This is a genomic window from Symbiobacterium terraclitae (assembly GCF_017874315.1).
In the GTDB taxonomy this organism is placed as follows: Bacteria; Bacillota; Sulfobacillia; order Symbiobacteriales; family Symbiobacteriaceae; genus Symbiobacterium; species Symbiobacterium terraclitae.
On record NZ_JAGGLG010000045.1, the window covers coordinates 1 to 21377 of the forward strand.

At 68.2% G+C, this 21377-nt stretch carries 16 protein-coding genes and 3 pseudogenes; 13 read left to right on the top strand and 6 right to left on the bottom strand.

The genetic code is table 11. The features are described 5' to 3' along the window. The first annotated feature begins 330 nt into the window (after window positions 1–330). The 9 genes from J2Z79_RS17235 (at window position 331) to J2Z79_RS17275 (ending at window position 12306) form a co-directional block, all read left to right on the top strand. Entirely contained in the window at window positions 331–1353 is a 1023-nt protein-coding gene (locus J2Z79_RS17235; RefSeq protein WP_280953788.1) for an MFS transporter, read from the top strand. A gap of 1287 nt (window positions 1354–2640) precedes the next feature. Continuing rightward, window positions 2641–3579, top strand: coding sequence for a GNAT family N-acetyltransferase (locus J2Z79_RS17240; RefSeq protein ID WP_209468142.1), 939 nt, complete (start codon window positions 2641–2643; stop codon window positions 3577–3579). 427 nt (window positions 3580–4006) lie between these two features. Beyond that, window positions 4007–5722, top strand: a complete 1716-nt coding sequence (locus J2Z79_RS17245) for an L-lactate permease (protein ID WP_209468143.1) — start codon at window positions 4007–4009, stop codon at window positions 5720–5722. A gap of 83 nt (window positions 5723–5805) precedes the next feature. Then, window positions 5806–6546 (top strand): FadR/GntR family transcriptional regulator, encoded by a 741-nt coding sequence (locus tag J2Z79_RS19225; protein WP_209468144.1) that lies wholly within the window; start codon window positions 5806–5808, stop codon window positions 6544–6546. Window positions 6547–6552: 6 nt separating this feature from the next. Further along, window positions 6553–7968 carry an FAD-binding oxidoreductase gene (locus J2Z79_RS17255; RefSeq protein WP_209468145.1) on the top strand — a complete coding sequence of 472 codons (1416 nt, stop codon included), beginning with the start codon at window positions 6553–6555 and terminating at the stop codon, window positions 7966–7968. Beyond that, window positions 7965–9311 (top strand): (Fe-S)-binding protein, encoded by a 1347-nt coding sequence (locus J2Z79_RS17260; RefSeq protein WP_209468146.1) that lies wholly within the window; start codon window positions 7965–7967, stop codon window positions 9309–9311. Before J2Z79_RS17255 ends, J2Z79_RS17260 begins: the two co-directional genes overlap by 4 nt. A gap of 109 nt (window positions 9312–9420) precedes the next feature. Continuing rightward, a complete protein-coding gene (locus J2Z79_RS17265; protein ID WP_209468147.1) occupies window positions 9421–10158 on the top strand; it encodes a (Fe-S)-binding protein in 738 nt (245 codons plus the stop codon). Further along, window positions 10148–11617, top strand: coding sequence for a LutB/LldF family L-lactate oxidation iron-sulfur protein (locus J2Z79_RS17270; RefSeq protein WP_209468148.1), 1470 nt, complete (start codon window positions 10148–10150; stop codon window positions 11615–11617). The genes J2Z79_RS17265 and J2Z79_RS17270 overlap by 11 nt, the downstream gene beginning before the upstream one ends. After that, window positions 11614–12306, top strand: coding sequence for a LutC/YkgG family protein (locus J2Z79_RS17275; RefSeq protein ID WP_209468149.1), 693 nt, complete (start codon window positions 11614–11616; stop codon window positions 12304–12306). The genes J2Z79_RS17270 and J2Z79_RS17275 overlap by 4 nt, the downstream gene beginning before the upstream one ends. A gap of 54 nt (window positions 12307–12360) precedes the next feature. Here J2Z79_RS17275 and J2Z79_RS17280 read toward each other — a convergent pair whose 3' ends face one another. From J2Z79_RS17280 to J2Z79_RS17290, 3 genes are read right to left on the bottom strand one after another with little or no spacing between them, the layout of a single operon-like run. Continuing rightward, entirely contained in the window at window positions 12361–13017 is a 657-nt protein-coding gene (locus J2Z79_RS17280; protein ID WP_209468150.1) for a hypothetical protein, read from the bottom strand. After that, window positions 13014–15020: a hypothetical protein gene (locus J2Z79_RS17285; protein ID WP_209468151.1), complete on the bottom strand. Its 2007-nt coding sequence runs from the start codon at window positions 15018–15020 to the stop codon at window positions 13014–13016. Before J2Z79_RS17285 ends, J2Z79_RS17280 begins: the two co-directional genes overlap by 4 nt. Before the next feature lie 22 nt (window positions 15021–15042). Continuing rightward, a complete protein-coding gene (locus tag J2Z79_RS17290; RefSeq protein ID WP_209468152.1) occupies window positions 15043–15891 on the bottom strand; it encodes an ABC transporter ATP-binding protein in 849 nt (282 codons plus the stop codon). Between the two features lie 500 nt (window positions 15892–16391). Between J2Z79_RS17290 and J2Z79_RS17295 the strand changes: the two genes are divergently transcribed. Beyond that, a complete protein-coding gene (locus J2Z79_RS17295; RefSeq protein WP_209468153.1) occupies window positions 16392–16943 on the top strand; it encodes an RNA polymerase sigma factor in 552 nt (183 codons plus the stop codon). 15 nt (window positions 16944–16958) lie between these two features. Next, on the top strand, window positions 16959–17600 hold the full coding sequence (locus J2Z79_RS17300) for a hypothetical protein (protein WP_209468154.1): 642 nt from the start codon (window positions 16959–16961) through the stop codon (window positions 17598–17600). Window positions 17601–17754: 154 nt separating this feature from the next. Here J2Z79_RS17300 and J2Z79_RS17305 read toward each other — a convergent pair whose 3' ends face one another. After that, complete coding sequence (locus J2Z79_RS17305; protein WP_209468155.1) at window positions 17755–18750, bottom strand: thermonuclease family protein; 996 nt, start codon at window positions 18748–18750, stop codon at window positions 17755–17757. A 257-nt stretch (window positions 18751–19007) separates the two neighbouring features. Here J2Z79_RS17305 and J2Z79_RS19320 point away from each other — a divergent pair. Continuing rightward, window positions 19008–19163: pseudogene (locus tag J2Z79_RS19320) on the top strand (LuxR C-terminal-related transcriptional regulator); the annotation flags it as partial. Between the two features lie 315 nt (window positions 19164–19478). Continuing rightward, window positions 19479–19829, top strand: a pseudogene (locus tag J2Z79_RS19325) (methyltransferase family protein); the annotation flags it as partial. A gap of 168 nt (window positions 19830–19997) precedes the next feature. Here J2Z79_RS19325 and J2Z79_RS19330 read toward each other — a convergent pair. Both J2Z79_RS19330 and J2Z79_RS17325 read right to left on the bottom strand, forming a co-directional pair. Further along, window positions 19998–20075, bottom strand: a pseudogene (locus J2Z79_RS19330) (hypothetical protein); the annotation flags it as partial. A 30-nt stretch (window positions 20076–20105) separates the two neighbouring features. Then, window positions 20106–20312 (bottom strand): hypothetical protein, encoded by a 207-nt coding sequence (locus tag J2Z79_RS17325; protein ID WP_209468156.1) that lies wholly within the window; start codon window positions 20310–20312, stop codon window positions 20106–20108. Between the last annotated feature and the right edge of the window lie 1065 nt (window positions 20313–21377).

Genomic DNA, 21377 nt, shown 5'->3' on the forward strand with positions numbered 1-21377 from the left:
TGCGGACTGTTCTTAGGCTACAGTGCCAAGTGAAACGAGCAAAGGCACAGGGGGGACTTGAACCCCCTAGTCACGTAGACTGCGAGGCGTACCAGAACAGCCCCCTGCCGCACTGGCAGGGGGCTGATGCTCATCTTCACGGGTGCCCAGCAGTCTCGGGATCAGTAGCAAAGCTGGGCCCCTAAGGGTCCCGCCCTGATGATAGTAGTTTACCATCCAAAAAACTTCTAGTCTACTCTTTTCCGTGCGATGTCTGTACCCTCAACGCCGGAGGGAGGGTCGCAGATGTCAGCAGGTACGTCAGTCGATCGGCCACATCAGCCAGGTCTCATGCGTAACAGGTCCTTCATGGTCGTACTCGCCGCCATGGGGGTATCGCACCTGGGCCACGCGCTCTACCAGCTCGTCGTACCGCTGTGGATTCTCCAGACCACCGGTTCGGCCGGCTACGTCGGCGCGCTCAACGCCATCAGCATAGCCGTCCGCCTGCTGGTCACACCGGTTGCGGGCACGGTTGCAGACCGCGCAGACCGGCGCGCGGTGATGGCATCCGCCAACCTGGCGCGGGCGCTCGTCCTCGCGGCGCTCGCACTGGCCTTCTGGCGGGGAACCAACCAGATCGGGATCCTGCTGGGCGCCGGTGCGGCGCTGGCCGTGGCCGGGGCTTTCTTCGCCCCCGCCTACGCGGCGGCGCAGGCGAGCCTCGTCCACCCGCAGGACCTGACCCGGGCGCTTTCGCTGTGGCAGATGCTGCGCGACGCCATCACCTTCGCGGGGCCGTCCGTCGCCGGGCTCGTCGTAGCGGCGATCGGCCACGCCGGGGCCCTTGCCGCCAACGGGGCAACGTACCTCGTCGCCGCCGTCTGCGTCCTCGGTGTCCAGCTGCGCTGGGCACCTCCGCCGCCCAAGGCGCGCCGCCCCTTCTGGCGGGACTTCGCCGGCGGCCTGGCGCCGTTCACCGGGAGCCCCGTCATCCTCAGGACGGTGATCCTGGGGGCCGGCGTCAACCTGGCCGGGTCGGCCTTCGCCGTCCTGCTGCCGGTGATCGCGGCGCGTGAGCTGGGGCTGAGCCCCGTCCTGTACGGGCTGTCGGAGGTCAGGCTCGCCTACCACGTCTTCTACCTGCTCCTGTGCTCGGTGCTGGTCGCAGTTCCCATTGAGTTGCAGACGCTCGCCGCGGCGATCGTCATCGGGGCTGCCGGAATCGGCAACCTGTGGGTGCGCGCCCTCGTGGGCGCCGTGACGGCAGGTCTGGGCGCGCTGCTCTACGCCTCGCCTCACCGGCCGACGGGACACCCCAGTTCGTCATCATCACCGTCGGTTCGGCAATCGGGGCAGGGCTCCAGTCGATGAGATCGGTGAAGCCGGCCAACCCGACCGCCGACTGAGCCGCACTGGGTTACGCCTGGCCGGTGGGGTGGTCCGCTTCCAGAGGGCCCGCCTCGGGCAGCGGCAGATAGGGGGAAAACGGAACCCTATTTTTCACCGATTGCAGGGAAACTGGCACCCTATCTCAGCCCGCGCATACCCCCAGGGAGTATATCGGGCCGCTGCAGCGGCCTCTCTCGCCCTCCCGGCCCCCGTTTCCGCCCACCTTCCAGGCCGGCAACCGCCCCGCCGACGGAAATATGGGGAGCGGTTCCCTGCATTTCGTGAAAAATACCGTTCCGATTTCCCCCTATCTCCCGGAGGTACCGCCCAACCCAGCTTGCTGAGCCCCATCCCGCCCGTTGGCTCGACAGGGGCGCCGGTGGGGGCTAGTGTCGGAGCCGCGTTGACCGCCTGTACCACGTATCCCCTGCGTGCCCGGTCCACCGTGCGCGGTGCCGACGGGACCACCGGAGAGCGCCTGCCGTGCAGCCCGCCGGTCCACGGTGTCAGCGGGACCACCGGAGCGCGCCTGCCGTGCGGCCCGCCGGTCACGGGGTGGGCGGGGCCACCGGAGCGCGCCTGCCGTGCAGCCTGCCGGTAGCGGTGTCAGCGGGGCCACCGGAGCGCGCCTGCCGTGCAGCCTGCCGGTAGCGGTGTCAGCGGGGCCACCGGAGCGCGCCTGCCGTGCAGCCGGTAGCGGTGTCAGCGGGGCCACCGGAGCGCGCCTGCCGTGCGGCCCGCCCGTCACGCTGTCGGCGGGACCACCGGAGCGCGCCTGCCGTGCAGCCCGCCGGTCACGGTGTCGGCGGGACCACCGGAGCGCGCCTGCCGTACAGCCCGCCGGTCACACTGTCGACGGGGCCACCGGAGAGCGCCTGCCGTGCAGCCCGCCGATCACGGTGTCGGCGGGACCACCGGAGCGTGCCTGCCGTGCAGCCCGCCGGTCACACTGTCGACGGGGCCACCGGAGAGCCCTTGCCAGGCGGCACGCCCGTCACGATGTCAGCGGGGGCACCGGAGAGCACTGGCCAGGCGGCACGCCGCTCACGATGTCAGCGGGGGCACCGGAGAGCACTGGCCAAGCAGCCCGCCGCTCACGATGTCAGCGGGGCCACCGGAGCGCGCCTGCCGTGCAGCCGGCCGGTCAGGGTGTCAGCGGGGCCAAACTCTGCCGCGACCTCTGCGGAGAGAACTGGTTGAACCGATTTTTCCTCGAACCGACCCGCTCCCTCCCCGTCCTAATCTTGCCATCAGACAGGGGGAAGCACGATGACACTTCGCATCCGACCGGTCCGACCCGACGATTACGAGTCCCTGGCGGCCTGCAACCGCCTCGCCATGCCCGGCACCGACGACACGGCCGGGAGCCTCCGGCAGTTCGATGGAAACACCTATGCCTTCGCGCGCTGGGTGGCCGAGGTCGACGGCCGGGTGGTGGGCAGCGCCTGCTGGTACCAGTGGCCCAGCCGGCTCCACCCGCAGAAGTTCTGGATGGAGGGCTCGGTCCACCCCGACTTTCAGCGCAGGGGGATCGGGGAGACCCTGCTTACCCAGGTGCTGGACGCGGTGCGGCAGAAGGGCGCGATCTCGGTGCGGACCTACACCCGGGAGGACTACGCCGGCGCACTGCGCTTCCTGGAGAAGCGCGGCTTCGCGGAGGCCAAGCGGACCTGGGTCTCCGAGCTCGACCTGGCCCGGTGCAACTTCGCGCCCTTCGCGGGGTACGCGAAGCGGGTGGAGGCCGCGGGCATTCGCCTGGTACAGCTTCCCGAACTGCAGTCGACCCCCGACTGGCAGCACCGGCTGCGCACCCTCTACAACGCCCTCCAGGCCGACGTGCCGGACATCGATCCTGCCTTCCCCCTCACCGCGGAGATGTTCCGGGAGAACTACATGGGGCGTACATCGTATATGCCCGAAGGCCACTTCATCGCCCTGGAAGGCGACCGCTGGATCGGCCTCTCCACCCTCTGGAAGGGGACGGAGCCGGGTCAGATGAACGTCGGCCTCACCGGGGTGCTGCCCGAGTACCGGCGGCGGGGAATCGCCCTGGCGCTCAAGCTCCGCGCCATGGCCTGGGCCCGTGGACAGGGCGTCACGCGGCTCAGGACCAACAACGACTCGGTCAACCGGCCCATCCTGGCCCTCAACGAGCGCCTGGGCTTCGTGAAGGAGCCAGCCTGGGTGCACCTGGTGCGTGCGTTCTAGAGGCCGGCGACTCACCGCCGGCCACGGGCTCGCCGGCGTGGCCCCACCTTCACGCCGGCGGTCAGGGCGGCGGGGTGGCATAGGCTTGGCACGGCCTCAGGTTCACTCGGGAGTGCTACGCGAGGCAGCAGACACCCTATCCTTTCGGCTCAGAGATATGGTCGAGACCCTATTTTTCGTCACCCTCACACACCCCCCATTCGCTGCAGAGCCCGTCCTTTCGGGCATGTGAGAGTGCTCACATTCTCAAATAGTCAGATGTGCTCATTGTCTCGTCCAAACGAACGAGACGAAGAGGAATCCGTCCATCAACCGTCGTAAATCCTTAGGCCAAGTGGTCAGACCACATGACCACCTGACAATAGATCGGGTTCCCGGCCCCCGGCCCCCGGTTTGCCACCCACTCCCGCTAAAGGAGGCAATCGGATTGCAGTACCTGCAGAACTACAATCCCCTGGGCAACGCGTTCCTGTCCACCCTGGTCGCTGCGCTCCCGGTCGTGACCCTGCTCTACTTCCTGGCCCTGCACCCGACCAAGTCCAACCAAGGCTCGCTGCACAAGGGCATCGAGGCTCACAAGGCAGCACTCATCGCAGGCATCGTCTCGCTGCTCGCCGCCGTCCTCGTCTTCAAGATGCCCGTCCAGACCGCCGGCATGTCCTACGTCTACGGTGTGCTGTATGGCATGTTCCCCATCGGCTGGATCGTTATCGCCGCGATGTTCCTCTATACCGTGACCTTGGTTACCGGTCAGTTCGAAATCGTGAAGGACACCGTTGCCTCCATCTCCTCCGACAAGCGCATCCAGGCCATCCTGATCGCCTTCTCCTTCGGTGCGTTCGTGGAAGGCGCCGCCGGCTTCGGCACCCCCGTCGCCATCTCCGGCGCCCTGATGGTGGGTCTCGGCTTCAAGCCCCTGCAGGCCGCAATCCTCTGTCTGATCGCCAACACCGCCCCCGTCGCCTTCGGCGCCCTGGGCACCCCGGTCACCGCCCTGGAAGGCGTGACGGGCATCCCGGCCTTCGCCATCTCCCAGATGGCCGCCCGGCAGCTCCCGTTCTTCTCCCTGATCGTCCCCGTCTGGATGGTCGCCGCCATGGTGAAGATGGACGGCGGCAAGTGGTCTGACGTCTGGAACGTCTGGCCGGCCCTGCTGGTCTCCGGCGGCTCCTTCGCCCTCACCCAGTTCCTCGTTGGCAACTACATGGGCCACATGCTGGTCGACATCCTCGGCGGTCTGGTCTCCATGGCGGCAGTCGCCCTGTTCTCCCGGGTGTGGCAGCCCAAGAAGGCCTACTCCGTCGACAACCATCCCAAGGCCAAGGCGGCGATGGCCGGCGGCGCTTCCTACACCACCGGCCAGGTCGTGAAGGCCTGGATGCCCTGGGCCCTGCTCACCGTTTTCGTCTTCCTCTGGGGCCTGCCCTCGGTCAAGAGCTTCCTGAACTCCATCCCGGGCGCCGTGATCAACTGGAACGTTCCGTTCGTCCAGGGCCTCGTCTACCGCACGCCGCCCGTCGTGGCTGAGCAGACGCTGGACAAGGCGGTGTACACCCTCAACTGGCTCTCCGCCCCCGGCACCGGCATCATGTTCGCCGCCCTGATCTCCGGCCTGATCATCGGCATGAGCGGAGAGCAGTGGGGCACCGTGATCCGGCGGACCGCCCAGCGCCTGCGCATGCCGCTGCTGACCATCGGCCTCGTGCTCGGCATGGGTTACGTCACCAAGTACTCCGGCATGGACGCCGTGCTCGGCCTCGCCTTCACCAAGACCGGCGTGCTCTACCCGTTCTTCGCCGCCATGCTGGGCTGGCTGGGCGTCGCCCTGACCGGTTCCGACACCTCCGCCAACGTCATGTTCGGCGGCATGCAGAAGATCACCGCCGAGCAGCTCGGGCTCTCGCCGGTCCTCATCACCACGGCCAACTCCACCGGCGGCGTCATGGGCAAGATGATCGACGCCCAGTCCATCGTCGTCGCGACCGCCGCCTGCTACGAGGACAAGAACGAGGGCAAGCTGGCCGCCGGCCCGATCTTCCGTGGCGTCCTGCCCCACTCGATCCTGCTGGCCGCACTCATGGGCGTGCTGGTCATGCTCCAGGCCTATGTCTTCCCGTGGATGATTCCGGCCATTACGAAGTAGCATGAGGTAACGTATACTGCTGGTAGAAGAGTTGGGGCGCAGAAGCTGGACGGCGCAATCGCCGAGACAGGAGGAGTATTCGCGTGAGCCGTTTTGCCCGTATCGCAAACCAGCGAATCTACCAGCAGATCGTTGACCAGATCTCCCGCATGATCCGGGATGGCTCCCTGAGGCCGGGTGACCGCCTGCCGCCCGAGCGACAGCTCGCCGAGGAGTTCGGCGTCAGCCGGGCGGCAGTGCGGGAGGCCCTGTCGGCGCTGGACCTCATGGGCCTGATCGAGGTGCGTCAGGGCGAGGGCACCTTCGTCCGGGCCGTGACCGAGGAAGCGCTGGTCACCCCGATGGCGCTTTTGGTGGCGATGGTGCGGGACGAGGAGCTCGGGGTCGACATGGTGGAGGTCCGGGCCGCCCTGGAAGCCGAGGCGGCCTATCTGGCTGCGCAGCGCCGGGAGCCCGAGGACCTGGTGGCCATGGAAGAGGCGATCGCGGAGATGGAGGCGGCCCTGCGGACCGGCGATCTGGCCGCGGAGGCCGACTGGAAGTTCCACCACGCCATCGCCACGGCGTCGGGCAACGGGGTCCTGCTCCAGATCATGCGGTCGCTGAGCGAGACCATGCAGGAGTCGATCGTGCGCTTCCGCACGGGGCTGCTGCGGATCCCCGGCATGGATACAGTCCTTCTGGCCGAGCATCAGGGCATTCTCGACGCCATCCGCGACCGCGATGCGAAGCTGGCCCATGACCGCATGCGGGCGCATCTGGACCGGGTGAGGCAGATGCTCTACGGCGAACTGTCGGCTACAGCGAATGAACAACAGAGGTGATTACACATGGGTGATGCCGCGCTGATCCAGGCTCTGCAGCGGATCGTCGGCGAGCAGCACGTGCTCCACGCCCCGGCTGACCTGGCCGCCTACGCGGTCGACGCGACCCCCCTGCTCCGCAGCCTCCCGACGGTGGTAGTCTTCCCCGGCTCGCGGGATGAGGTGAAGGCCATTCTGGAGCTGGCCTCGGAAAAGCGTATCCCGGTGATCCCCCGGGGCGCCGCCTCCAACCTCTCGGGCGGGACGATCGCCATCGAGGGCGGGATTATGCTGAATATGAATCGCATGAACCGTATTATCGAAGTCGACGCCGCCAACCTCACCGCCACCGTCCAACCGGGAGTGACCACCGCCCAGCTGGCGCGGGAGGTCGAGGCCCGGGGTTTGTTCTACCCGCCCGACCCCGGCTCGCAGGTGATCTCGACCATCGGCGGCAACGTGGCCGAGAACGCCGGCGGCCTGCGGGGCCTGAAGTACGGCGTCACCCGCGACTACGTGATGGGCCTCGAGGCAGTGCTGCCGAACGGCGCCATCCTGCGCACGGGCGGCAAGAACGCCAAGGACGTGGCCGGCTACGACCTGACCCGCCTGCTGGTGGGCTCCGAGGGCACCCTGGCCGTGATCACGGAGATCACCGTCAAGCTGCTGCCCAAGCCGGAGACGAAGCGGGCCGCCCTGGCCATCTTCGACCGGCTGGAGGACGCAGGCCGCGCCGTCGCCCGGATCATCGAGAACAAGATCATCCCGTGCACCCTGGAGATCATGGACAAGGGCACGATCAAGGCCGTCGAGGAATTCGCCCACGTGGGCCTGCCCACCGATGCCGCCGCCGTGCTCTTCATCGAGCAGGACGGCCCGCGCGCGGTGGTCGACGCCGACATCGAGCTGGCCGGCCGGCTCTGCCGCGAGGAAGGCGCCCGCGACGTGAAGGTGGCCGCCACGGTGGAGGAGGGCACCAAGCTGGCCGAGGCCCGCCGCTTCGCCCTGCCCGCCCTGGCCCGGCTCCGCCCGACCTGCGTGCTGGAGGACGCGACGGTGCCGCGCTCCCACCTGGCCGAGATGATCCGCTTCATCGAGGCGACGGCCAAGAAGTACAACCTGCTGATCTGCACCTTCGGGCACGCCGGCGACGGCAACCTGCATCCCACCTGCCCCTGCGACGAGCGGGACCACGAGGAGCTCGAGCGGGTGGAGAAGGCCTTCGCCGAGATCTTCGACAAGGCCGTCTCCCTCGGCGGCACCATCACCGGCGAGCACGGCGTGGGCATCGCCAAGCAGGACTACCTGGAGTGGAAGATCGGCGAGGCGGGCGTGGCGGTTTCCAAGGGGATCAAGGCGGTCTTTGACCCGCTGGGCATCCTGAACCCCGGCAAGGTGCTGCCCAAGGCCACCCGCAAGCGACTGGTGGTGAGGCAGGGATGAGCAGCGTCTCGCTGACCAACCTGAAGGAAGCGCTCAACTACGACGAGATCGTCAACTGCATGCGCTGCGGGTTCTGCCTCGCAGCCTGCCCGACCTACAAGCTGTCCCTGCACGAGCCGCGGAGCCCGCGCGGCCGCATCGCGCTGGCGAGGGCGGTGGCCGAGGGCCACCTGGACCTGAACGACATCGTGGGCCCCCTGGACCAGTGCGTCGGCTGCCGGGCCTGCGAGGTGGCCTGCCCTGCGGGCGTGCATTACGGCGAGATCCTCGAGGCCGCCCGGGCGACCATCGTGGAGCACAAGGAGCAGAGCGCGCTGGAGCGGCTGGTGCGGAAGGTCGGCCTGAAGTGGGTGCTGGGCACCCCGGCCGGCATCCGGTTCGCCGGCTGGGCCCTCTGGTTCTGGCAGGTGACCGGCCTCTCCTGGCTGGCCCGCAAGACCGGCCTGACCCAGGCGGTGGCCGGCAAGGCCATGGCCGAGCTGGAGGCCGCCATGCCCCGGGTGCCGAGCCCGGTCAAGCGGTTCATGGGCGGCGGCCCGGGCCACGTCTTCCCGGCGATCGGCGAGCGGCGGGCCAGGGTGGGCTTCTTCACCGGCTGCATCCAGGAGATCACCTTCTGGAAGGAGAACCGGGACGCCATCGCCCTGCTGCAGAACGCCGGCTGCGAGGTGCTGATCGTCCCCGGCCAGGGCTGCTGCGGCGCCGTCCACACCCACACGGGCGAGGAGGCCGCGGCGCACGAGCAGGCGAAGCGGAACATCGCCGCTTTCGAGCGGCACCAGATCGACTACGTGGTGAACGCCGCCGGCGGCTGCGGCGCAGCGCTGAAGGAGTACAAGATCTGGCTGAAGGGCGATCCCGAGTGGGCCGAGCGGGCGAAGAAGTTCTCCGCCAGCGTGCGGGACATCAGCGAGATCCTGCTCTCCCTCCCCCCCATTCCGCTGGGGCCGCGTCCGGGCCGGGTCACGTTCCAGGACTCCTGCCACATGCGCAACGTACAGAAGCTGGTGAACGAGCCCCGGAAGCTGCTCAGCAGCGTGCCCGGACTCGAGTTCGTGGAGATCGGCAATGCCGACCAGTGCTGCGGCGCCGGCGGTGTCTACAACATCATGCAGCCGGAAACCGCCAACGCCATGGGCGCCGACAAGGCGAGCCGGGTGAAGGCCACCGGCGCGCGGGAGCTCGTGGTGGCCAACCCGCCCTGCCAGCTGCACATGCGGGCGAGCCTGATGCGGGCCGGACTCGACAAGGAAGGCGTGCGCGTCGTCCACCTCGCCACGGTCCTGAGGGAGTCGATGGACGCGGCCAAGTCCCAGGAACGCACGGGCCAGACAACGCGATAGCGCTGCGATTCTGGAGCCCGGCTGGGACGGCCCGCGGATACCGTCCTTGCCGGGCATACCCCTCTTGGTCTGGCCACCAGACCGAATCAACGCACTAGGGGGTGCAGGCTTGAAAGTCTCACTATTCATCACCTGCCTGGCTGACCACTTCTACCCCGAGGTGGGCGAGGCGGTCGTCCACCTGCTCCGGCGCTACGGCTGCGAAGTCGACTTCCCGCCGAACCAGACCTGCTGCGGCCAGCCCGCGTGGAACACGGGCCTGGAGGACGAAGCCAGGGCCTACGCCAGGGCGTACATCGAGACCTTCGAGAACAGCGAGTACGTGGTGATGCCCTCGGGCTCCTGTGCGGGGCATGTGCGGTATTACTACCCGCAGATGTTCAAGGACGACAAGGAGATGTACCGGCGGGCGTGCGCCGTGGCCGACAAGACCTACGAGTTCAGCCAGTTCCTGGTCAACGTGCTCGGGGTCCGGGACGTGGGCGCCCGCTTCCCGGCGAAGGTCGTCTTCCACAACAACTGCCACATGCAGCGGGAGCTGGGCGTGTTCGAGGAGCCGCTCACGCTGCTCCGCCACGTCAGGGACCTCGAGCTGCTGGACAACCCCCGTTACGACCTGTGCTGCGGCTTCGGCGGCGCCTTCTCGGTGAAGATGCCCGAGATCAGCACGGCCATGGCCGACGAGCGGCTCGGCATCTACGTGGGGACCAAGGCCGACATCATCGTCAGCTGCGACGGCGGCTGCCTGATGCACATGGGCGGCCGGGCCGAGCGGCAGGGGCTGCCGGTGAGGACGATGCACCTGGCCACGCTGCTGTGGGAAGGGGTGAAGAGCAATGGCCGCTGACCCCCACAACGTGCCCGACTTCAAGACCCGCATCGCCAAGGCGCTGGGCGATGAGCGGCTGCGGGGCGCCGTGCGCTACACGGCGGACAACCTGCGGACCAAGCGAAACGCGGTGGTCGCCGACCTGAACGAACAGGCGGCGCAGCGGATGGCGATCGGCAGCTTTGCGGAGCTGCGCCGGCAGGCCCGGCGGATCAAGGAGCACACGCTGAAGCACCTCGACTACTACCTGGAGCAGGCGGCTGAGCGGATCCGGCAGAACGGCGGCACGGTCCACTGGGCCGGCAGCGCCGCGGACGTCGTCCGCATCGCCGAGGAGATCGCCGAGCGGCGCCAGGCCAAGAGGGTGATCAAGTCCAAGTCGATGGCCTCCGAGGAGGTCATGTTCAACCACGCCCTCGAGGCCAAGGGCGTCGAGGTGGTCGAGTCCGACCTGGGCGAGTACATCATCCAGCTGGCCCACGAGACGCCGGCCCACATCGTGATCCCGGCCATCCACAAGACCCGCCGGCAGATCGCCGACATGTTCGGCGCGGTCGCCGGACGGGAGCTGACCACCGACACGCCGACCCTGACGAAGTTCGCCCGGGAGACGCTGCGCAAGAAGTTCATGGCCGCCGACATCGGCGTCTCCGGCGCCAACTTCCTCGTGGCCGAGTCCGGCACCATCTGCCTGGTGACCAACGAGGGCAACGGCCGCCTCACCACGTCGGTGCCGCCGGTCCACGTCGCCATCGTGGGCATCGAGAAGCTGGTGCCGACCCTGGAGGACCTGGCGGTGGTCCTCGGCCTCCTGCCCCGCAGCGCCACGGGCCAGAAGATCACCACCTACTTCAACATGATCACCGGGCCCCGCCGCCCCGGCGAGCCGGACGGCCCGGAGGAGCTGCACGTGATCTTCCTGGACAACGGGCGGACGAACCTGCTGGGCTCCAAGTACGAGGAGGCCCTGATGTGCATCCGCTGCGGCGCCTGCCTCAACGTCTGCCCGGTCTACCGGAACATCGGCGGCCACGCCTACGGCTCGATCTACCCCGGCCCCATCGGTTCGGTGATCTCGCCGCTGCTCAACGACCTCGGCGCCTGGACCGACCTGCCGCAGGCCAGCAGCCTGTGCGGCGCCTGCCACGAGGCCTGCCCGATGGGCATCCACCTGCATGAGCACCTGGTGAGCCTCCGCATGGACACGGTGGCCATGGGCAAGGCCGACCCCGGCTTCACCCGCGTGATGAAGCTCTGGATGGCGGCCTGGCGGCGTCCGGCCATCTACCGGATGGCGGCGAAGCTCGGCCGCGTGGCGATGCGCCCGTTCGTCAAGAAGCGGGCGGACGGCACCGAGGTGGCGGAGAGCCTGCCCGGGCCGTTTGCCGCCTGGACCAACACCCGCAACTTCCCGCCCATCGCCAGCCGCACGTTCCACGAGCGCTGGTCCGACCTGGAGAAGGAGGGGAAGCGATGAATCAGCAGGCGTTCGTCAACCGGGTCCGCGCCCGGCTGGGCCGGTCGGTGGCCGACGGCGTCCCGGAGTGGCAGCCCTCGCTGCCGATCCCCGATCCCGGCCCGACCGACACCGAGGCGCTGGTGGAGCGGTATCAGGCGGAGCTGGTGAAGCTGAGCGGCAACAGCTACCGGGTCTCTTCCGAGGCCGAGATCGCGCCGCTGGTGGTGCGGATCCTGAAGGAGTCCGGGGTATCGGGACACGTGGTGCGCTGGGACGACCCGCTGCTGAACGGCCTCGGCCTGGACGAGGCGCTGGGCGCGGCCGGCTTCCCGGTGACGCCGGTGAAGCACGGCGAGCCCGGCCGCCCGCAGGTCGAACTGGTGGAGCAGGCCGTGGCCGGCATCACCGGGGCCGACTTCGCCATCGCCGAGACCGGCACGCTGGTGATGGGCAGCTCCCGGCCCGGCGAGGCCGGCGCCCCCGGCCGCGGCCGCACGGTCTCGCTGCTGCCGCCGGTCCACATCGCCGTGGTGCGGAAGGAGCAGTTCGTCTACACGGCGGCGCAGGTCTTCCAGCGGCTGCGGCAGATGGGCGTGCTGCCGTCGCAGGTGATCTTCGCCTCGGGACCGAGCCGCAGCGCCGACATCGAGAACGACCTCTCGATCGGCGTGCACGGCCCGGCGCAGGTGCACGTGATCATCATCTAGAGGGAATGCGGAAGGCCCCCGACCTGAGGCAGCTCAGGCCGGGGGCCTTCGTTTTCAGCGCAGCCACCGTTCGCGCCGAGCTGCCAGCCAGAGGGTCAGCGCCCATAGCGAGAGCCCGAGCAGGATCAGGCAGATGGTCTGCACCGCAGGGTTGCCCCCCGTCACGGAAGGCCGGGACAGGCGGAACAGGTAGACCTGCGGGATGACGCCTCCGGTCAGCCAGTCGGCGAGCCACCACCCCACACCGAGGGCCAGCCCGCCGGCGATGTGGCGCGCCAGGCTGCTGCCCGCGACCGCGGCGCCGCTGAGGGCAAGGGCCGGAGGACCGGCGAGGAGCAGGAACCTGCCCGGGGCGACCGGCGCGCCGCCCGCCGCGGCGACGCCTATGAGGACCAGTGAGAAGAGCGCCAGGGCCGCCGCCGGAACGGCGGCCTTCTCCAGCAGGCGCAGCCAGGGTCGCTCATCCATGGCGAGCCGGGACTCGGCCCAGCCCGCCTGGTAGTCCAGGCAGGGAATGGGGGCGCACCACAGGCCGGCGGTGAGGGGAATGATCATCTCGGCCACGTTCTCGAACAGGGTGCTCCACTGGGACGCAGGCGTCCGGGGGTCGCCGGTGAGGCTGACGAACAGCAGCCACCCCGCTGCCAGGGCGGGCGGGAGCAGCCACGACCCGTCGACCAGGACGCGGGCGTGAAGCAGGAACCTCCTCATGGCCGCACCCTCCCCATCTCCCGGTCCAGCACCTCGGCGGTGAGCGGCCCTGCCGCATACTGCTCCAGCAAGGCTTGTACGACCTGCCGGGCCGCGTCGCCCCCCGACTCGTCCCGCAGGGCGAGCAGCTGCCGGCAGGTGTGATCCCGCACCGCCTCGTCCACCGGTTCTGCCGCTGCGGGCTCCCTGCGGTTGAGGTTCCGCAGGGGGAGTCCGGTCTCCGCGCCGAACACCTCCTCCAGGTACAGGCGGACCCCGGCCAGCAGCGCCCGCTCCTCCCGGGTGCGGCCATCCGGCAGCCACAGGTCGTGCATGCGGTCCAGCAGCAGCCGGTTGGACAGCGCAGATCCGACGCCGGCGCCTCCGGGCGCGGTTCGGATCACGGCCCCCGGGAACTGCGGATAGAGCGTGGCGTGCAGGGCGAAGGCCTCGCTCACCTCCAGCCACTGCAGGGGACCCCGGGAGGGGAACCAGCGGGCCACGTACCCGTTGACGGCCGACCGCACCCCCTCCACTCCCGTGCGATCACCCGCGCTGAGGTCCGACAGCATGACGCCGGGGGACGATGCCGCCCGGGACCAGTACCCCTGGGCGATCACCCAGCCCGCCGTCACCGGCTGCCCGTCCGGGGCGTTGGTGGCGACCGGGATCTCCGCCGACCCGAAGATGACCTTCACTGTCATGGGCACCGGGTCGTGCTCGACGGGCCGGTCCTGCATCCAAACCGTCTGCCCGCCCGGTTCCCTGGCCGGCACACTGAGCAGCCATGCTCCGGGAAGCGGGTACCAGCCGTGGTTGGCCGGCAGGATCACGCTGCCCTCTGCGACGTGGGCGCCCAGCGCGAGCTGGCCCTGGTCGGTTCGACGCCACTGCCACACGGTTCCGCGATAGTGGAAGGTATAGGTGCCCGGTCTGCCCTCCGTGAACACGCGCACGAAGTCGCCCGATCGCACGAACGGCACGGCGGAACCGTCGGGCCCGATGACCCGTTCCACGGTCAGCGGGTGGCGCAGGGTGAAGTCCGCATAGGGATCCGCCGACACCAGCGCCACGCTCGCCTCCACCTGCATGCTGCGGCTCGCCGGCTGGAGGGAGACGTCCAGGTCATACTTACCGACCTCCGGCGTGATGACGCCGGTGAGGTGCGGCGGCGCCGTGTAGTACGCCACCTCGGCCATGTAGGCCGCCTCACGCCCGCGCCACTCCGCCTGCGACGCCCCGACCCCGGCGGCGGCCAGCAGCAGCCCCGCGCCGAGGAGGCTCCCCACCAGCCGCCAGTCCCGCTCCCCGCGCCGCCGGAGGGAGACGCCGTAGGCCTGGCCCAGGCACAGCAGGGTGAGCCCGACGGCGAAGAGGCGGTTATAGGCGACCAGCCCGGCGTCGGGGAAGAGCGTCGGCGATGCCAGGGGAAAGGAGAGCAGCATGGGCCAGTCCAGCGCCGTCAGGGGCGTACGGCCCCCGCTCCCCGTGTACATGGCGAGGACCGGGCCTGCCACAAAGACGAGCAGCCCGGTGAGGTGGGCCGGCAGCCCGCGCCGGAAGAGCAGACCCAGGGCAAAGCCCAGCGCCGTCGCCGGCAGCAGCGACACGGCGCCCATGAGGGCGGCGGTCCGGAGCGGGGCGTGGGTCATGGGCAGCCCCGGGAGGGCGGTGAACAGGAAGGCGCCCAGCGCGAAGAGCAGGCCGTAGACGAGCAGCGCAGCGCAGTACTGGGCGAGGACCCGGGCCGTCAGCGACCCGGCGGCGGCGGCCGGCAGGGACGCCATCAGTTCGTCCACATGCAGGTCCTCGTCCATCTGCGCGGCTCTGATGCTCAGGAAGACCTGGACCAGCACCACGAGCGGGGTCAACACCGGCAGCCGGAACACCTGGAGGAGGATCCCGGCACCCTGGAGATGCTCCACCACCCGGAGGTAGACCAGAAGTCCGGCGCCGGCGATGAGCAGCGCACCGAGGATGCGGGAGCGGAGAGCGATACGCAAGTAGCCCCGGAAGGTGACCATCACCCGACCGCCCCCTGTCGCATCAGCGCGAAGTAGGCGTCCTCCAGCGTCGGCGCCGCAGGGGCGGCGTCGGGAAGGGGCCTCTCGGGAGAGAGGAGCCGCAGCCCGACGCCTTCGGGGGGGCTGCGGGCCGAGATGATGCACAGATCGCCCTTGCGGCGCTCGTACTCCCAGACCGGAAGGCGGGCAGTCCAGATACGTCCGTCCGCCGGACCAGGTCCGGGACGCTGCCCTCAAAGCACAGCGACCCCCGCCGCAGTACCGACACGGTGGGGCACGTGTCCTCGATGTCCTCCACGATATGGGTGGAGAGCAGCACGCTCCGGCTGACGCTGAGCTCGACGAGGAGGTTCCGGAGGCGCAGCCGCTCCTCCGGATCCAGCCCCGCCGTGGGCTCGTCGACGACGATGACCTTCGGGTCGCCCAACACCGCCTGGGCGATGGCCAGCCGCCGCAACATGCCGCCGGAGAGGGCGCGCACCGGGCGCCGCCGGAACTCGTGCAGGTTGACCAACTCCAGCGCCTCGGCGATGGCCGGCCGCAGGCGGTCCTTCGGGACGCCCTTGTACGCCGCCACGAGCTCGAGCATCTCCGCCGCGGTCAGCTGCGGGTAAAAGCCGACCTTCTGCGGTACGTAGCCCAGCAGCCGGCGCACGGCCTGCGGCTCCCGCACCACGTCGTGGCCGAAGACCGTCACCTGGCCGGCGTCGGGCCGCAGCAGGGTGGCCAGGATGCGCATCAGCGTCGTCTTCCCGGCACCGTTGTGCCCCAGCAGCCCGTACATCCCGATGGGGATGGTCAGGGTGATGTCGTTGAGCGCAGTGACGCCTCCCGGATACCGTTTCACCAGGTTACGGAGTTCGATGGCCATGACCTGCCGTCACCCCTCTGCTGCTACAATCCGGCGCGTGCCCCTGTGTGGCCCGGGCACCGCCTTTCCCGGCTTTCGGCACGTTTTTCGTCAATACAAAAATATCACAGGGTTATCCATAAGTCCTTCCTGATGGACAACCCTGCCTAAATCAAGTGCTTCACGTGTTCCCTCTGCGGACCAGCCGGTGCCCCGGTGTCGGTGCGCCTGGCCGGTGCGCCCGCCAGGGCGGCCCCGCAGATCCCACCGCACGTGCACGTGGCAGCGGTGCCTGGCAGGCCGCCAGGCAGGTCGGCCCGTCGGGTCCGCCTGGTCGATCCGCTCAGGAGTCCCGTCTGGCAGTGCCGCCAGCCACGTCCGACTGACCGGTCCGACAGCCGCTGACCAACCTGCTGCAGGCGCACAGCCTGCACGGGAGGCCGATTCAGCACCAGTCCATGGAACCGAAACGGGTGCATGAAGGTATACGCTGGTGAATCGACGAGCTGGGAGGTGATCCGATGAGCCAATGCCCGGCGCCGGCGAACGAGGCGGACTGGGTGGAGCGGGCCCGCAGGGGGGACGCCGAGGCGTTTGCACGGCTGTACGAGGCCTACCAGTCCAGCGCGTTCGGAGCCGCCATCCTGCTGACCAACGACCGGACGCTCGCCGCCGACGTGGTGCAGGAGGCGTTCATCAAGGCGTTTCTGGCGATGCCCCGCTTCCGGTCCGGCCAGCCGTTCCGGCCCTGGTTCTTCCGCATCCTGACCAACGAGGCGCTGCGCTCCCTGAAGCGGAAGCGCCTGTGGGAACGGTTCCGACCGGCGCCCAGGGAGCAGCCCGCCCCCGTACCCACCCCGGAGGCCCTGGCGCTGGACCGGGAGCGCGCCGAGGAGGTCTGGAAAGCGGTGAGCGAGTTGCCTGAGATCGGACGGGCCGCCGTCGTCCTGCGCTACTACCTCGGCCTCTCCGAAGAGGAGATGACCAGCGTGCTGGGCGTGCCCGCCGGGACCGTCAAGTCGCGTGTGGCACGGGCCCGAGAACGCCTGAAGCACATCCTGGCCAACGTCTGAGAGGAGTGATCGTGGATGCATGAACAGGAGGTGCGTGCAGTGCTGAGCGCACATGCGGGCCAGGAGGCCCCGCCCAATCTCCTTCCGGTGATCCTGAAGCAGGTGCAGAGGCGGCGCGCCAGGAGTCGCTGGCTGAGGCGCACAGCCCTCGCCCTGGTCTGCGCCTTCGCCTTCCTGACCTTCGTCCCCGGCGGCGGCACGGCCGTGGCGACCGTCCGGCAGATTCAGCCCACGCTGTACCTGAGGACCAACCTCGCCGAGGCCCAGCAGGTCGCCCGCTCGCCGCTGGTGCTGCCGCCGTCGGTTCCGGGCTACTTCGGCGAGATTCCCATCGGCCCCGATGCCCCCGCGGTCGTCGGAAGGTGGCTGTCGTACGAGACGGTTGCGGTGAGCATCACCGATGATCCGGAAGGCACGGGCGTCATGTACTTCGACCTGCGGCGGTCGACGGATCTAAACGGCGAGATGCCGCTGGCCGATCATCCCGACCGGACCACCCAGGAGGTCATGGTCGGGGAGTATCCCGGCGTTGTGGTCCTGCACGCAGGCCACCCGCTGTTGGTCTGGTGGAAGACCGACACCCACCAGTACCGGCTGACGGTCGGAGGCGCCGACACCGTGGCGGAACTGGTCCGGATCGCCGAGACCATTCGCTAGGCACCGTTGAGCAGAGCCTGGCTCCCTGTCCGGGGGGCCGGGCTCTTGTTCCACGGGACCGGGCCAGCCCCGGGTCTGGAGCAGATGCGCCGGGAACACAGCAGCCGGAGGACGCACCTCCGGCTCAACCGCGTTCCGGCTGGCGGCAGGATCCTCAGCGCACCGTGACCCCGGTGCGCACCGTCTGTCCACCGCAGGTGATGACCACGGGCCACGTTCCTGGAGTCGTGCGCGTCCCGACCTTCCACGACCACGACACAATGCCGGCCCCGTTGGCCTGTTTCGCCTGCAACCCCTGCGCGCTGCTGGGACCACTCTTGTAGATCACAGAGATGGTACAGTCATCTCCTGGCCTGGTCCTGACCTCCACGTAAGCAGTCGCTCCCCGAGATACCACCCCGGGTTCGCGTATGACCTCTGGCGCAGCACTCTGGGGCTCGTCCCCTGCCGCCTCCGGTTCCCCGACACCACGCGGTGCGTCGGTGATGGCTTCCCGATCCATGTCGGCGGCCATCTGGCCATCTTGGTAGTCGGGCAGCGCCCAGAGGCCCCGGCCCGCCTCCCTGGCCTCCTGCTGGCATGCCAGGAGGAGGTCGGCATGGTCAGGGTTGTCGGCGAAGGTGTAGACCTGGGCGTAGCCATCCCGCACGAGAAGGGCGTTCAGGAACGTCCCGTCGGTCAGCCAGACCCATGCGAGCAGGCGGCCGTACCTGTCCCTGGGCGTCTGGCCGGGAACGTAGAGGACCTCCTGATTCGCCGTCAGCGCTTTCGTGTAGGCCGAAGCCTCCTTGCCGTAGGCCTGGACCGGGCGGCGGGGATCCACTGACTCCGGGGTGTTGATCCCGATCAGCCGAACCCTCGTCCCATCGAAGAACTCCAGCGTGTCCCCGTCGATGGCGCGGGTTACGCGTACCTTCGTCGCGTCGTCGGGAGGCAACGGTGCCTCTGCGAGGCATCCTTCCAGAACCTGACGGTTGGGCTGCTCCTCCGCTGCCTCGTCCCTGGTCACGTCCGGGGCAGGTTCCTGGCTGACTGCAGGCAAGAGTGACGCTGACTTCGGAGGCGCCTGGGAAACCGGCGCCGCTGTACCGGCACAACCTGCGAGCACGGCCGCCGCAACCACAAGGGACACCAGCCGCCGCACGATCATTGCAAGACCCTCCCAGCAGCAATCAGTCCTACATTTGACCTTTTCGTAATGTGTTCTTCTAACCCTTCCCAGATCTGTCTTGAACCCTCGCTGACGCAGGACCATGGGGACCTGTATGGAGCGCTGCCTGATCGACTCGGACCGCAGGCGGGTGTGCGCCAGACCGGCAGCCGACCATCCGCCGGCGGCCCGGCGGACGGCGGTGCCGGTCGGTATGGGTGAGTACCTGACCGAGCGGGAGGTCGAGCTGCTTCGCCTGGTGGCCGCCGGGCATTCCAAACGGGGAGATCGCCGCCAGGCTCTTCATCAGCCTGACGACGACGGAGTGGCATATCCGCAACATCCTCGCCAAGCTCGGGGTCCACAACCGTACGCAGGCTGCGGCCCGGGCCAGGGAACTGAACCTGCTGTAGGAACACCACCGCCCCCTCCCTTCGGAGGGGGCGGCTTGCATGGCGCAAGACCCTTCGCCGGAGAGGCGAGGGTACTGCGGCGTTCTGGTAAGACAGGGGCAGATCACCTTGCGTTTGGAGGGATCTGCCCTGCGTGCTGAGGAAGACTTCTGGAGCCACTTCGGGTTGTGGCCGGCGGTGATCTTCTGGATCGTGGTCTACGGCATCGCACTCTGCTTCATGCCCTTCTACCGGAAGCTGAGCTGGAAGCCGAAGAGCGCCTTCCTCGCCTTCGTCGTCGCCTTTGCCGTGGAGATGCACGGCATTCCGTTCGGCATGTACCTGGTGGGGGCGGTGTTCGGCTACCAGCTGCCGGAGGGGATTCTGTGGGGACACACCCTGCAGCCGTACATCGGGGCGAACGGGATTCTGGGCACCATCTTCTTCGGCCTGCTCGGCTTTGCCCTCATCTACCTGGGCTGGCGCGACATCCACAGGCACTACTGGGTGAAGGAAGAGGGCACGGGCCGCCTGGTGACGGAGGGCATCTACCGCCACATCCGCCACCCGCAGTACACCGGGGTCTTCTGCCTCAGCCTGGCGATGCTGTGCGAGTGGGCAACCGTGCCCCTTCTGATCATGTTCCCGCTGATCCTGGTGATGTACTACCGGCTGGCGCGGCGTGAAGAGCGGGACCTGAGCGGGAGTTCGGCGAGGCGTACCGGGCCTACCGGGATCGGACCGGCATGTTCCTGCCGCGGCTGTTCGGCAGGCAGTCCCTCCAGGTGGAGGGGGATGACTAGCAAAGGCCCTGGCGAGCACGGGCTGCAGGGCCTCTCGCACGCGGAGGAAGTCCCGGGCGCTGACGATATGCAGGGTGCTCCACATCAGCATAGCCTTGACCAGCCTGCGTGCGGAAAGCGCCTGGTTCAGGTCGCTCCGGTGGAAGCCATGTAGTCGGCTCTACAGGCTCACGTAGGCATGCTGCGGCTCCTGCGCATTCAGCCCCGCCAGCCGCTCCACCATGTACGCCACGGGCACCGCCGCCCGTTCCAGAAGGTGCCGCCGGGCCAGCAGGGCGCGGTTCAGATGGCCCTCCGTCAGCTGCGAGGAATCCCTGTCCTTGTCGCTCCCCCGCCATGGGCGCGACGGACGGTTCTCCTGAGGCACCTGCGTTCCTCCCTCGCCTACGTTCAACGAGCAGATCACATGAAGTTGGGATACTTGCTGTCAACACACCTGTCTACACAGAAGGCCTGGCCGCCGGTGCGGTCGGGCCTTCCTTCCCAGCGGGCGGCCCTGCTACAGCTTGAAGAGCTGCGCCTGGGCCTGCAGATCCCGCGCTGTCCTCGTCATACTCTGCGCGTAGGCTGCGACCTGGGCCGCAGGAGGGTTGGCGCGTGTGCTTTACACCGAGGAGTCTTCCGTGCAATCAGCTGAGTCCGAACTTGCTGTATAATAACGAAATGAAGTACTACGTCAGAGACCATACCATGACGGAGCAACTGTGTGGGACAGGCATAGCGGGAGACACTCATCCTGTATCTGGCCTTCCGAAACACTATGAGCCGCTGCCAGAGGGGGTAGAGTAGCCATGCTAGCTTTGATCCGTCGCATTCCACGGTATCAGCAAGGTACTCTGCTAGCAGCACTAGTTGCGTTGATGCTGATCACGTACACTTCTGTTTGTTCCACCGATGTCCGCCCAGTGTTTGATAGAAGTTCTCCACTCATGGTGTCAACGCGCCGTGAACTAGCCATCTGCGTGCAGAAGGCTCCGACGAATATGGTCGAGGGAGAGCCTGAGAGTAGTGTACCGGAGATCAACCGGGGCGACCTTGTGCAACAGACCAAAAAAGGGATCGCCATGCTCAGCGACCACGAGAAATGAAAGTACTACGCCCCCTTTCCGTTGGTAGTGGAGGATGGGTGTCCAGGAACTCCATATCTAGTCGCTTATCCAGAAGCCACTAAGGCTCCCGTCATCCCGCGTACGGATTCCCCAAGCAAGTACCGTATGTACATCTTCGTAATGCCTGACGAGTGGATCCAGACCAACTTGCCGGACGGTTATCCGCGCGTCTGGGCGCAGGAGGCTTTTTGCCAAGACCATAATTGCGCAACAGTTAGCAGCGGTGTGTGTCAACGGCCACTTGAGATCCCGCAGAAATGGCCATCAAAATCCCGCAGCTGGACTGGAAACTCTCAATCTCCGCTGCCCCGTGCCGAGGGGTG

Coding starts and splice junctions, on each gene's coding strand:
- J2Z79_RS17275 (WP_209468149.1), top strand. CDS start 11,614: ATGAATCAGCAGGCGTTCGTCAACCGGGTCCGCGCCCGGCTGGGCCGG.
- J2Z79_RS17235 (WP_280953788.1), top strand. CDS start 331: ATGCGTAACAGGTCCTTCATGGTCGTACTCGCCGCCATGGGGGTATCG.
- J2Z79_RS17290 (WP_209468152.1), bottom strand. CDS start 15,891: ATGGCCATCGAACTCCGTAACCTGGTGAAACGGTATCCGGGAGGCGTC.
- J2Z79_RS17260 (WP_209468146.1), top strand. CDS start 7,965: ATGAGCAGCGTCTCGCTGACCAACCTGAAGGAAGCGCTCAACTACGAC.
- J2Z79_RS17285 (WP_209468151.1), bottom strand. CDS start 15,020: ATGGTCACCTTCCGGGGCTACTTGCGTATCGCTCTCCGCTCCCGCATC.
- J2Z79_RS17295 (WP_209468153.1), top strand. CDS start 16,392: ATGAGCCAATGCCCGGCGCCGGCGAACGAGGCGGACTGGGTGGAGCGG.
- J2Z79_RS17305 (WP_209468155.1), bottom strand. CDS start 18,750: ATGATCGTGCGGCGGCTGGTGTCCCTTGTGGTTGCGGCGGCCGTGCTC.
- J2Z79_RS17300 (WP_209468154.1), top strand. CDS start 16,959: ATGCATGAACAGGAGGTGCGTGCAGTGCTGAGCGCACATGCGGGCCAG.
- J2Z79_RS17280 (WP_209468150.1), bottom strand. CDS start 13,017: ATGAGGAGGTTCCTGCTTCACGCCCGCGTCCTGGTCGACGGGTCGTGG.
- J2Z79_RS17255 (WP_209468145.1), top strand. CDS start 6,553: ATGGGTGATGCCGCGCTGATCCAGGCTCTGCAGCGGATCGTCGGCGAG.
- J2Z79_RS17270 (WP_209468148.1), top strand. CDS start 10,148: ATGGCCGCTGACCCCCACAACGTGCCCGACTTCAAGACCCGCATCGCC.
- J2Z79_RS17240 (WP_209468142.1), top strand. CDS start 2,641: ATGACACTTCGCATCCGACCGGTCCGACCCGACGATTACGAGTCCCTG.